This is a genomic window from Hylemonella sp. GW821-FHT10B10 (genome assembly GCF_059415585.1).
The window spans coordinates 1,899,586-1,912,085 of the sequence record NZ_JBWKNN010000001.1 but is presented as its reverse complement, the minus strand read 5'-3'; the positions used below and the strand labels follow the sequence as shown (position 1 = coordinate 1,912,085).

The window sequence follows — 12,500 nt, the reverse complement described above, 5'->3', positions numbered from 1 at the left end:
TCTCAGGCGGTACGCATACTGGCGCGCGCATCGCTCCCGCTTCCTGCCAGCAACTTTTCCCTCCAAGGAGACAAACCATGAATGCAAACCAGAAGAAGCGCATCACCCTCAAGGCCGTCACGGCCTGTGCCCTGATGGCAGGCGCCGTGGGCTTCAGCGGCCTGAGCGCCGCACAGACCAAGCTCAAATGGGCGCACGTCTATGAGACCGCCGAGCCTTACCACAAGCAGGCGCTGTGGGCCGCCGACGAGATCAAGAAGCGCACCGCCGGCCGCTACGAGGTGCAGGTGTTCCCGGCTTCCAGCCTGGGCTCGGAGACCGAAATCAACCAGGGCCTGACCCTGGGCACGGTGGACATCATCTACACCGGCCAGGCCTTTGCCGGGCGCGAGTACCCGCCGATCGCCATCGGCGGCGCGCCTTTCATGTTCCGCGACTTCGATCACTGGCAGAAGTTCTCGCAGAGCGCGCTGCTGCAGGACCTGGAGGACGCTTACTTCAAGAAGTCGGGCAACCGCCCGCTGGCCGTCACCTACTACGGCGTGCGCCACACCACGGCCAACAAGGCCATCAACAAACCCGAGGACATGGTGGGCATGAAGCTGCGCGTGCCGCCGGCGCCGCTGTACACCATGTACCCCAAGGTGGTGGGCGCCAATGCCACGCCGATCGCTTTTGCCGAGGTCTACCTGGCGCTGCAGAACAAGACCGTGGACGGGCAGGAGAACCCGCTGCCCACGATCGAGGCCAAGAAGTTCTATGAGGTGCAGTCGCACATCAGCCTGACCGGCCACATCACCGAAATGCTGCTGACCATCGTCGGCGGTCCGACCTGGGGCAAGCTGTCGGATGCCGACAAGAAGACCTTTGAGACCGTGCTCAAGGAAGCCGGTGCCAGGGCCACGGCCGACATCGTCGCGGCGGAAAACAAGCTGGTGGACGACTTCACCAACAAGTACAAGAAGATCGTGGTCAAGTCCGACCGTGCCGCCTTCGGTGCCGCGTTCCAGAAGTTCCACCTCGGACCGGACGCCACCTGGGACAAGGCCACCTACGACCGTCTGCAGGCCATCAAGTAAGGGGCTGTCATGAAAGAACCGGTAGACATCGGTGCGCTCCCCAAGGTGATGGGCGACGACGGCGAGTTCCACGCACAGGATGAGGCCGTCGACCTCTCGGGCACACCCACCGAGGCCTGGCTCACCGTGGGCATCTTCTGGACCCTGGGCGCCATCGTGTTCTACCAGTTCTTCACCCGCTACGTGCTCAACAACTCCGCCTCGTGGACGGAAGAGATCGCGCGCTACTTCCTGATCGGCATCGTGTTCATGGGCGCGGCGATCGGCGTGGGCAAGAACAATCACATCCAGGTCGATTTCTTCTACCGCTTCATGCCCCCCAGGCTGGCCCGCATCCTGGCGACCGTGGTCGATCTGTTGCGCATCGCCTTCTGCTTCGCCGCCGTGGTGCTGACGCTGATGATGATGAACAGGCTGGGCAGTAACTCGCGCATGTCGATGATCGACCTGCCGATGAACGTGGTCTACGGCGTGTGCGCCCTGGGCTTCGCGTTCATGGCCTGGCGCAGCGTGCAGGTGGCGCTGATCCACCACAAGCGCGGCTACAGCGTGCTCGAGCGGGTTGAAAGCACGATGAGCGACCGTTGAGCGCCCCCATGAACCAGAACAACCGGGATCTTCATGCTTAAAGTCATCTTCCTGTTCCTCATGAGCGGAGGCCTGCCCGTGGCCATGGCCATGGCGGGTTCGGTGTTGCTCTACATCCTGTGGACAGGCAACCTGCCGGCCTTCGTGGTGGTGCACCGCATGATCAGCGGCATCGACAGCTTTCCGCTGCTGGCTGTGCCCTTTTTCATCTTCGCCGGCAACCTGATGAACAACGCCGGCATCACCAACCGCATTTACAACTTCGCCCTGGCTCTGGTGGGCTGGCTCAAGGGCGGGCTGGGGCATGTGAACGTGGTCGGTTCGGTGATCTTCGCCGGCATGAGCGGGACGGCCATCGCCGACGCTGCCGGGCTGGGCACCATCGAGATCAAGGCCATGAAGGACCATGGCTACGACACCGAGTTCGCCGTCGGCGTGACGGCCGCCTCGGCCACGCTGGGCCCCATCATTCCACCCAGCCTGCCCTTCGTGATCTACGGCATGATGGCCAATGTGAGCGTGGGCGCCTTGTTCCTGGCGGGCATCCTGCCGGGGCTGCTGATGGCCATCCTGATGATGCTGACCGTTGCGTACTTCGCGCACAAGAACGGCTGGGGTGCCGACATCAGGTTCGAATGGCCGCGTGTGCTCAAGGCGCTGCTGGAACTGGCCGTTGTCATGGGCTGGCCGCTGGCTTTGTACTTCCTGATCGAAAGCGTCGGCATGCCGGCGCAGCCAACGGTGTTCGGCGGGCTGCTGGTCCTGTTCGCCGCGGACAAGATCTTCAAGTTCCAGGCCGTGCTGCCCATCATGACGCCGGTGCTGCTGATCGGCGGCATGACCACCGGCATCTTCACGCCGACCGAGGGCGCGATCGCCGCCTGCATCTGGGCCATGGTGCTGGGCTTCGCCTGGTACCGTACGCTGAGCTGGAAGATGTTTGTCAAGGTCAGCCTGGACACGGTGGAAACCACGGCCACCGTGCTGTTCATCGTGGCAGCGGCCAGCATCTTCGGCTGGATGCTCACGGCCACCGGCATCACCGCCGCCATCGGCCAGTGGGTGCTGGGCTTCACCAAGGAACCCTGGGTGTTCCTGCTGCTGGCCAACCTGCTGATGCTGTTCGTCGGCTGCTTCCTGGAGCCCACGGCCGCGATCACCATCCTGGTGCCCCTCCTGGTGCCGATCTGCCAGTCGCTGGGCATCGATCTGGTCCACTTCGGCCTGGTGATGGTGCTCAACCTGATGATCGGCCTGCTGCATCCGCCCATGGGCATGGTGCTGTTCGTGCTGGCGCGTGTGGCCAAGCTCTCGGTCGAGCGCACCACGATGGCCATCCTGCCCTGGTTGCTGCCCCTGCTGGGCAGCCTGGTCCTCATCACCTATTTCCCCCAGCTGGTCCTGTGGTTGCCCAAACAGTTCTACTGACATGAATCCCTACATCCGCCTGCACCCCGCCGATGACGTACTGATTGCACGCAGCCAGCTCCTCGGCGGCAGCACCGTCGAGAATGTCGCCGTCAAGGGCTTGATCCCGCCCGGCCACAAGATCGCCACTCGCGCCATTGCGCAAGGCGCGCCGGTACGGCGCTACAACCAGATCATCGGCTTTGCGTCGCGACCGATCGCGCCGGGTGAACACGTGCACACGCACAACCTCGACATGGGGCCGGACAAGGGCGGGTTTGCGCGTGACTACGCCTTTGGTGCCGATGTCAAACCCGAGCCGGCGCGACGGGAAGCCACCTTCATGGGCATCAAGCGGGCCGACGGCCGGGTCGCCACCCGCAACTACATCGGCATCCTGTCCAGCGTCAATTGCTCGGCCACGGCGGCGCGGGCGATCGCCGACCATTTCTCGCGCCAGACCAACCCTGCTGCGCTGGCCGACTTCCCCCATGTCGATGGCGTGGTCGCGCTGACGCACGGCACTGGCTGCGGCATGGACACCGAAGGCCTGGGCATGCGGGTGCTGGAGCGCACGCTGGCCGGCTACGCCACCCATGCCAACTTCGCGGGCGTCCTGGTGGTGGGCCTGGGCTGCGAGGCCAACCAGATCAACGCCTGGCTGGCGCACAGCAGCCTGCGCGAAGGCGAGACCCTGCAGGTGTTCAACATCCAGGATGCGGGAGGTACCCGCAAGACGGTGGAGAAGGGCATCGCCCTGATCCGCCAGATGCTGCCGGCGGCCAACCGTGCCCGGCGCGAACCCTGCAGCGCCGAGCACATCACCATCGGCCTGCAGTGCGGCGGCTCCGACGGCTATTCGGGCATCAGCGCCAACCCGGCCTTGGGCGCGGCGGTCGATCTGCTGGCAGCGCACGGCGGCACCGCCATCCTGTCGGAAACCCCCGAGATCTATGGCGCCGAGCACCTGCTGACGCGGCGTGCGGTGCGCCCCGAGATCGGCGAGAAGCTGATCGCGCGCATCAAGTGGTGGGAGGACTACACCCGCATCAACAACGGCGAGATGAACAACAACCCCTCGCCGGGCAACAAGGCCGGTGGCCTGACCACCATCCTGGAAAAGTCGCTGGGCGCGGTGGCCAAAGGCGGAACCACCAACCTGCAGGCCGTCTACGAATACGCCGAGACCGTCAAGGCGCACGGCTTCGTCTACATGGACACGCCGGGTTACGACCCGGTCAGCGCCACGGGCCAGGTGGCCGGCGGCGCCAACATGATCTGCTTCACCACGGGGCGCGGCTCGGCCTATGGCTGCGCGCCTGCGCCCTCGATCAAGCTGGCCACCAATTCGGCGCTGTGGCAGCGCCAGGAAGAGGACATGGACATCAACTGCGGCCAGATCATTGATGGCACGGCCACGATCGCGCAGATGGGACAGAGCATCTTCGAACGTGTGCTGGCGGTGGCCTCGGGCGAGCACAGCAAGAGCGAACTGCACGGCTACGGCCAGAACGAATTCGTGCCCTGGCAACTCGGCGCGGTGATGTAAAGGGCGGGCATGCCCAGCGTCATCTCCGCATCCGAGCTGCGCGCCAGGGTGGCGCGTGTGGTTCGCGCCGCTGGCAGCCATGAGGCCGAAGCGCAGGCCGTGGCCCACAACCTGGTCCTGGCCAATCTGAGCGGGCACGACTCCCACGGTGTGGGCATGCTACCGCGGTATGTGGACGCCGTGCTCGAGGGCGGGCTGCTGCCCAACAGCGCGGTACGTGTGACGCTGGACACGGGGAGCCTGTTGGCGCTGGACGGCCAGCGCGGCTACGGCCAGACCGTGGGCGAGCAGGCGATGGTGATGGCCATCGAGCGCACGCGCCAGCACGGCAGCTGCGTCATGACGCTGGGACAGTCGCATCACCTCGGCCGCATCGGCCACTGGGCCGAGATGGCGGTGGCAAAGGGTCTCGTTTCCATCCACTTCGTCAACGTCTTGTCGCGTCCCGTGGTGGCCCCCTGGGGCGGCGCCGACGGACGTTTCGGCACCAACCCCTGCTGCATCGGCGTGCCGCTGGCGGGGCGCGATCCCTTCGTGCTCGACTTCGCGACCAGCCGCGTCGCGCAGGGCAAGATGCGCGTGGCTTACAACGAGGGCCGCCAGGTCGAGCCGGGTTACCTGATCGACCCCAACGGACATCCCACCACCGATCCCAGCGTGGTGGTGGTGCCGCAGGCGCCGGGTGCGGGCGGCAATCTGTTCGGCGCCCTCATGACTTTCGGCGAGCACAAGGGTTACGGCCTGGCCGTGGCCTGCGAGTTGCTGGGGGGCGCACTGAGCGGAGGTGGCACCTGGCACCGCCAGGCCGACGCCCGCCGCTCGGTCTACAACGGCATGCTCGCCATCCTCATCGACCCGGCCCGGCTCGGCACGCAAGAGGTCTTCGAGCGCGAGACGCTGGCCTTCGTCGACTGGTTGCACCAGGGGCCGGCAGCTCCCGGTATCGACGCCGTGCAACTGGCGGGTGAGCCGGAGCGCATGGCGCGCCGGCAGCGTGAGCGCGAGGGCATCGCCATCGACGACGTAACCTGGGGCGAGCTGCAGCAGGCGGCCCAGCGGGTGGGCACCGCGTTCTGACCTGCGCCAAACCGCCCGGGCGGCCGCTCAGCGGCGCCGCGCCAGGTCGCGCATCAGTGCGCGCGCGCCGTAGGTCCAGGGCGCGATCTTGTCCGAAGTGTTGACGCGGTTGACCAGCGTGCCCAGCAGGGGCGTGGAGACCGTGGCGATGTCGCCGATCTCGTGTGTGAAGCCTTGTCCCGGGCCGTGGCGGTCCTGGATCGGGGCGAACATGGTGCCCAGGAAGAACATCACGCCGTCAGGGTATTGGTGGTGTGCACCGATCACATGCTTGACCAGTTCCAGCGGGTCGCGGCTGATCTGGCTCATGGAACTGCTGCCCTTCATCACGAAGCCGCCGGCACCGCGCACCTCCATGGCCAGGTCGCAGCGGCGCACGTTGTCCATGCCGAAATGTTCGTCGAACAGGCGGATGAAAGGGCCAATGGCGCAGGAAGCGTTGTTGTCCTTGGCCTTGCCCAGCAGCAGGGCGCTGCGGCCTTCGAAGTCGCGCAGGTTGACGTCATTGCCCAGCGTGGCGCCCATGACCTCGGCCCGGCTGTTGACCGCCAGCACGATCTCGGGCTCGGGGTTGTTCCAGTGGCTGCGCGGGTGGATGCCGACCTCGGCCCCCACGCCCACCGCGCTCATGGGGGCGGATTTGGTGAACACCTCGGCATCCGGGCCGATGGCCACTTCCAGGTACTGGGACCAGGCGCCCTGGGCCACCAGCACCTCCTTGAGCTTCGCCGCTTCATCCGAGCCGGGTTTCACCTGGCCCAGGTTGTCGCCGATCACGGCCACCACGGCGCGTCGCACCGACTCGGCCCGGGCGGCATCACCGCGCGCCTGTTCCTCGATCACGCGCTCCAGCACCGAGTTCACAAAGGTGACGCCGGTGGCCTTGATCGCCTGCAGGTCGCAGGGCGCCAGAAACCAGGGCAGGGCCGTCTTGCGTTCGTCGTACGCAGAGTTCCGCAGGATGGCTGCCGTGTCGCCCAGGCGCGCGCCTTTGCTCTTACGTACGGCCGCGGCTGCGTCGGCGCGCTCCAGCAGGTCTGACATGGTCGGGGCCACCGCACCCAGGTCGTACACGCCATCGGGGCGCACCTGCGCCAGCACCGGTCCGGTGCCCTCGATCCAGAGGCGTCCCACCAGCGTGGCGTCTTCCGCATCACGCGGCAGGCAGGTCTCGGGTGTCAATTGGTTCAGCATCTCTTGGTCTTCCTCTGGTTTTGTGTTTGGATCAATCATATGACGATTGGCCAGGTTTCGTCCGACTGAGGCCGAGGTGCCCCCCATGCGTCGATGCGTGGTCCGACCTGCCGGGACGGCGGGATGGCCAGGGGCCGGGCGCAGGCCGGCGGGGCACAAAATCTATAATCGATAGTTCAAGTAAATCAAGCAGTTACGTGCGCGCCGCAATCCCCCGGGGAGCGACCGCCCGGTCCAGGAAAACCATGAGCCAACCCGTCATCTCCGTTGCCGACATCCGCAAGACCTTTCTGGACTTCTTTGCCGCCAAGGGCCACACCGTCGTACAGTCCAGCCCGCTGGTGCCGGGCAACGACCCGACCCTGATGTTCACCAACTCTGGCATGGTGCAGTTCAAGGATGTTTTCCTGGGCAGCGACAAGCGCAGCTATGTGCGCGCGGCCTCGGTACAGGCCTGCCTGCGCGCCGGCGGCAAGCACAATGACCTGGAGAACGTGGGCTACACCGCGCGGCATCACACCTTCTTCGAAATGCTGGGCAACTGGAGCTTCGGTGACTACTTCAAGCGCGAGTCGCTGAAGTGGGCCTGGGAGCTGCTGACCGAGGTCTACAAGCTGCCCAAGGAACGTCTGCTGGCCACCGTGTACGCCGAGGACGACGAGGCCTACGACATCTGGACCAAGGAGATCGGCCTGCCGCCCGAGCGCGTGATCCGCATCGGCGACAACAAGGGCGGCCGCTACAAGTCCGACAACTTCTGGATGATGGCCGACACCGGCCCCTGCGGCCCCTGCAGCGAGATCTTCTACGACCACGGCGACCACATCGCCGGTGGCCCCCCGGGCAGCCCCGATGAAGACGGCGACCGTTACATCGAGATCTGGAACAACGTGTTCATGCAGTTCAACATGGACGAGACCGGTGCCGTCACGCCGCTGCCCGCGCCCTGCGTGGACACCGGCATGGGCCTGGAGCGCCTGGCCGCCATCCTGCAGCACGTGCACAGCAACTACGAGATCGACATCTTCGCGGCGCTGATCAAGGCTGCCGGCCGCGAGACTGGCACGCAAGATCTGGGCAACCCCTCGCTCAAGGTCATCGCCGACCACATCCGTGCCACTGCTTTCCTGGTCAGCGACGGTGTGATCCCCGGCAACGAAGGCCGCGGTTATGTGCAGCGTCGCATCGTGCGCCGCGCCATCCGCCACGGCTACAAGCTGGGCCAGAAGAAGCCTTTCTTCCACAAGCTCGTCGCCGAGCTGGTGCGCCTGATGGGCGACGCCTACCCCCGCCTCAAGGCCGAGGAAAAGCGCATCACCGAGGTGCTCAAGGCCGAGGAAGAGCGGTTCTACGAGACCCTGGCCAATGGCATGGAAATCCTGGACGCGGCCCTGGCCAACGCCAAGGTGCTGCCGGGTGAGGTGGCCTTCAAGCTGCACGACACCTATGGCTTCCCGCTGGACCTCTCGGCCGACGTCTGCCGCGAGCGCGGCCTGAGCGTGGACGAGGCCGGTTTTGCCGCCGCCATGGACAAGCAGAAAAACCAGGCCCGTGCCGCTGGCAAGTTCAAGATGGACAAGGCCCTGGAGTACAGCGGCGCCGGCAACCAGTTCGTGGGCTACGACAAGCTTGAAGCCAACGCCAAGATCGTGGCGCTGTATGTCGACGGTACGTCGACCGCGGTGCTCAAGGCCGGCCAGCAGGGCGTCGTGGTGCTCGACACCACCCCCTTCTACGCAGAGAGCGGCGGCCAGGTGGGCGACGAAGGCGTGCTGATCGCCGGATCGGCCCGTTTCGATGTGGGCGACACGCAGAAGATCAAGGCCGACGTGTATGGCCACCACGGTACCCTGGCCCAGGGCACGCTCAATGTGGGCGACACCGTGACAGCCCAGGTGAACCTGAGCGTGCGCGCGGCCACCATGCGCAACCACTCGGTCACGCACCTGATGCACAAGGCCCTGCGCGAAGTGCTGGGCGCCCACGTACAGCAGAAGGGCTCGCTGGTGAACGCCGAGCGGACCCGCTTCGACTTTGCGCACAACGCCCCGGTGACGGAAGCCCAGATCCGCGCGATCGAGGCGAAGGTGAACGAGGAGATCCTGGCCAATGCCGCCACCCAGGCCCGTGTGATGGACATCGAGTCCGCGCAGAAGACCGGTGCCATGATGCTGTTCGGCGAGAAGTACGGCGACACCGTGCGCGTGCTCGACATCGGCACGAGCCGTGAACTCTGCGGCGGCACCCACGTGCAGCGCACGGGTGACATCGGCCTGTTCAAGGTCGTGGCCGAAGGCGGCGTGGCCGCGGGCGTGCGCCGCATCGAGGCGGTGACCGGCGCCAACGCGCTGACTTATCTGCAGCAGCTGGAAGACACGGTGACGCAGGCCGCGAGCACGCTCAAGGCCCCGAGCACGGAGCTCAACGCCCGTCTGGGCCAGGTGCTGGACCAGGTCAAGTCGCTGGAGAAGGAAATCGCCGCGCTCAAGGGCAAGCTGGCTTCGAGCCAGGGCGACGAACTCATGGCGCAGGCCGTGGACGTCAAGGGCCTCAAGGTGCTGGCCGCGCGCCTGGAAGGCGCCGATGCCAAGACCCTGCGCGACACCCTGGACAAGCTCAAGGACAAGCTCAAGACCGCGGCCATCGTGCTGGCCGCGGTGGATGGCGACAAGGTGCAGCTTGCTGCCGGTGTGACCGCCGACAGTACCGGCAAGGTCAAGGCCGGTGAGCTGGTCAACTTCGTGGCCCAGCAGGTCGGCGGCAAGGGCGGCGGCAAGGCCGACATGGCCATGGCCGGCGGTACCGATGCCAGCAAGCTCGGCGCGGCCCTGGCCAGCGTGCAGGGCTGGGTCTCGGACAAACTCTGATGCAGCGTCGTGGTGTCCTGGGCTTGACACTCGCCGCGTTGGCGGGGCCGGTCCTGGCCCAGCGAGGCTACGACGTGACGCCCTGGCCCACAGGCCGGGCTGCCCCAGCGCTGCAGGCCCTGGACCTGCAGGGCAAGACCTGGACCCTGCCGGAGTTGCGTGGCCGCGCCGTGCTGCTGAATTTCTGGGCCACCTGGTGCCCGCCCTGCCGTGCCGAGATGCCTTCGCTGCAACAGCTGGCCGAGATCTACGGCCCCGAGCAGTTGCAGGTGCTGGCCATCAATGTGGGGGAGGGGCCACGGCGCATCACGCAATACCTGCAGTCCAGCGGCCTCGAACTCACGGTGCTGCTTGATCCGCAGAGCGAGGCGGCCAAAGCCTGGGGCGCCAATGTGCTGCCCACCACCATCCTGATCGACGCCGAGGGGCGCCCGCGTCAGCGCGTGCGTGGTGAGGTGGACTGGTCTGGGCGCGAGGCCTCGGCACTGGTCGAGCCGCTCCTGCGCGGCAAGCCCCAGCGCGCCAGCGGCGTTTCGACGTAACGCTCGAAAGCCCAGGCCAGCGCCATGCTGGCCAGCCAGTAGCCCAGCACGACGCAGGCCAGCGTGGCGGCGCTTGCAGAGCCCAGCTGTGCATACAAGGCGTTGACCAGCATCAGCACGGGAAAGTGGATCAGGAAGAGCGCATAGGAGGTCTGTGCGCCACGGTGCAGCAGTTGCCGCAAGGGCTCGGGCAGCGGATGCTCCCGCCGCGGATGCTGGCGCCGGTGCCGTACCAGGGCGCCGAGCAGCAGGGCCAGGACCAGCGCCAGGGCAATGCGCTCACGAAATTCCAGCCACAGCGCGACGGTGCCGATCAGCGCCAGCAGGCCCAGCGCTGCCAGCGGGTGGCGCGAGCGCCCGGCCCACCAGGCCGCGGCCCCCAGACCATAGGAGCCGAAGAAGTACAGGGCCCAGGGCTCCAGTTCGGGCTGGCGGTTGAAGAGCAGCAGCGACACCAGCATCAGGCCCAGCACCATCAGAACCGTCACGGTCTTGCTGGCATCCAGCCGGTAGCCCAGGCGCATGAGCAGGGCCAGCAACAGGAAGAGCTGGAAGTCGATGGCCACATACCAGGTGCCGGCCGACAGGGCTTCGATGTCCAGCACATCCTGCAGCAGCAGGGCATGCGCCAGGATCTGGCCCCAGCCCGGTGCGCCCGGCACGAATTCGTCATTCAGCCAGAGCCGTGTCAACGCCGCGCTGGCCACGGCCAGCAGCAGGGCGGCGAAGAAGGGCAGGACCAGGCGCTGGTAGCGCCGTGCCAGGGCCACGCGCAAGGAGGACTGGGCACTGGCCATGGGCCCCAGGTGCTGCACCGCCAGGAACCCGCCCAGCACCAGGAAGAACTGGACCGCCATGCGGGCGTAGTCGTAGAGCCAGCCGCCGACGGTGGGCACCTGGCGGTGCAGGGCCTCGGCCAGCGGACCATAGGCCGAGAGATGGTGCAGGACGATGAGCTGCGCGCCCAGGGTCTTGAGCCCGTCGACAAAGGTGTGCCGAACCTGCATGCGTCTGCGCGTGACGCTCAGGTCCTGGGGATGGGCATGTCCGACGTGCCTGGCCGCACCCAGCGCGCGAACTCGCGCGTGGTGTCCATGCAGCCGCCGGCTTCGGTGTAGACACCGCGCGGCTCACGCCAGCGGGTCATGCGCGCCATGACCTGCGCCAGCTCGGCCGGATCGGCCAGGGTGGCGGCGATCAGGGGCTTGATGCGCTCTTCGTCGATGCGCGCTTCGCCCTGGTCGTCGCGGTACAGGCCGTGGCGCCAGTGGTAGATCTCCACGCACTTGTCGATCAGGGTGTAGGGCTGCTGCTGTTTCCAGAAGTTGGTGAACAGGCCGCCCCCCAGGTACATGACCCAGGAGCCCTCGAAGCCGCAGGCATCGGCCGAAGGTTCGTCGGGGTTGCGGAACCAGACGCGGTCACCCGGCACGTAGTAGAGCGGGGGGAGCGGATCCTCCATCGAACCCTGCTCGCGCAGGAAGACGGTGTGGAACTCCTCGGACATGATGGCGCGCTGGCGCCAGACACCCTGCAGGCGCTCGAACAGTTCGGCATTGCTGCAGGCCAGTTCCTGGGCAATGCCCAGCAGGGTCACGTATTCGGTGGCGCGGTAGCAGGAGAAGGAGTAGAGGCGGCCCGAGACCTCGGGCTGGGTGGTCTTGACCAGGGCGTCGATCAGCGGAACGTCGGGCAACAGGGTGAAGCCCTTGTCTTCGTGGTAGGTCCAGCAGTCCTCTGGGCGTTCCGCGGCATCGGTCTCGAAGGCCAGGGTCGTGCGGTGTGCGGCGCGCACGATGTTGCGCCGGATGCGCAGGGCCGATTCCAGTTCGTCCAGGCTGGGAAAGTCCAGGCCGGTCGGGCTCATGAGCAGGGTCAGCAGGATTTCGCGCTGCAGGTCGGCGTCCTGGTCCTGGGTGCGCAGGCCCAGGGTGCGGGCCAGATGCATGGTGTTGTAGCCCGGTGCCCAGGCCCGGGCGGTGCCGGGGGCCAGCCACAGGCGCAGCCAGGGGCCCACGGTGTCCGCGCCGGTCTCGGTGTTCACCCCCGCTGCCAGATCGCTGGCGGCGAGCCGCTCCAGGATGGCCTGCACCGGGCCGGGCGAGGCGCCCCCCGTGCCGCGCAGGAGGATGCCGCGACTGGCAGGCGAGTGCCCTGTCTGCTCCATCGTGTTGTATGTCTCCAGCAGCTTTCTCAT

The 12,500-nt window shown here is 66.6% G+C and carries 10 protein-coding genes; 7 read left to right on the top strand and 3 right to left on the bottom strand.

Translation table 11 applies throughout. From position 1 onward, the window contains the following. Window positions 1–77: 77 nt before the first annotated feature. The 5 genes from AC07NT_RS09230 to AC07NT_RS09210 are packed head-to-tail and all read left to right on the top strand — an operon-like array spanning window position 78 to window position 5,700. Window positions 78–1,079, top strand: coding sequence for a sialic acid TRAP transporter substrate-binding protein SiaP (locus AC07NT_RS09230; RefSeq protein ID WP_498596754.1), 1,002 nt, complete (start codon window positions 78–80; stop codon window positions 1,077–1,079). 9 nt (window positions 1,080–1,088) lie between these two features. Continuing rightward, complete coding sequence (locus tag AC07NT_RS09225) at window positions 1,089–1,667, top strand: TRAP transporter small permease (protein ID WP_498596755.1); 579 nt, start codon at window positions 1,089–1,091, stop codon at window positions 1,665–1,667. Window positions 1,668–1,700: 33 nt separating this feature from the next. After that, a complete protein-coding gene (locus tag AC07NT_RS09220) occupies window positions 1,701–3,095 on the top strand; it encodes a TRAP transporter large permease (protein ID WP_498596756.1) in 1,395 nt (464 codons plus the stop codon). Between the two features lies 1 nt (window position 3,096). Then, complete coding sequence (locus AC07NT_RS09215) at window positions 3,097–4,623, top strand: UxaA family hydrolase (RefSeq protein WP_498596757.1); 1,527 nt, start codon at window positions 3,097–3,099, stop codon at window positions 4,621–4,623. Between the two features lie 9 nt (window positions 4,624–4,632). Continuing rightward, on the top strand, window positions 4,633–5,700 hold the full coding sequence (locus AC07NT_RS09210; protein ID WP_498596758.1) for a malate/lactate/ureidoglycolate dehydrogenase: 1,068 nt from the start codon (window positions 4,633–4,635) through the stop codon (window positions 5,698–5,700). 27 nt (window positions 5,701–5,727) lie between these two features. Here the strand turns inward: AC07NT_RS09210 and AC07NT_RS09205 are convergent, their stop codons facing one another. After that, window positions 5,728–6,894 carry a fumarylacetoacetate hydrolase family protein gene (locus AC07NT_RS09205; RefSeq protein ID WP_498596759.1) on the bottom strand — a complete coding sequence of 389 codons (1,167 nt, stop codon included), beginning with the start codon at window positions 6,892–6,894 and terminating at the stop codon, window positions 5,728–5,730. Window positions 6,895–7,139: 245 nt separating this feature from the next. Here AC07NT_RS09205 and alaS point away from each other — a divergent pair, with 245 nt between their 5' ends. Both alaS and AC07NT_RS09195 read left to right on the top strand, forming a co-directional pair. Then, entirely contained in the window at window positions 7,140–9,761 is a 2,622-nt protein-coding gene (gene alaS / locus AC07NT_RS09200; protein WP_498596760.1) for an alanine--tRNA ligase, read from the top strand. After that, entirely contained in the window at window positions 9,761–10,303 is a 543-nt protein-coding gene (locus AC07NT_RS09195; protein WP_498596761.1) for a TlpA family protein disulfide reductase, read from the top strand. Before alaS ends, AC07NT_RS09195 begins: the two co-directional genes overlap by 1 nt. Here AC07NT_RS09195 and AC07NT_RS09190 read toward each other — a convergent pair. Both AC07NT_RS09190 and AC07NT_RS09185 read right to left on the bottom strand, forming a co-directional pair. Beyond that, window positions 10,198–11,310, bottom strand: coding sequence for an acyltransferase family protein (locus AC07NT_RS09190; RefSeq protein WP_498596762.1), 1,113 nt, complete (start codon window positions 11,308–11,310; stop codon window positions 10,198–10,200). The two genes, AC07NT_RS09195 and AC07NT_RS09190, sit on opposite strands and share 106 nt — an antisense overlap. A 17-nt stretch (window positions 11,311–11,327) precedes the next feature. Next, the gene (locus AC07NT_RS09185; protein ID WP_498596763.1) at window positions 11,328–12,500 is read right to left on the bottom strand and encodes a hypothetical protein; all 1,173 of its coding nucleotides are present in this window, start codon (window positions 12,498–12,500) and stop codon (window positions 11,328–11,330) included.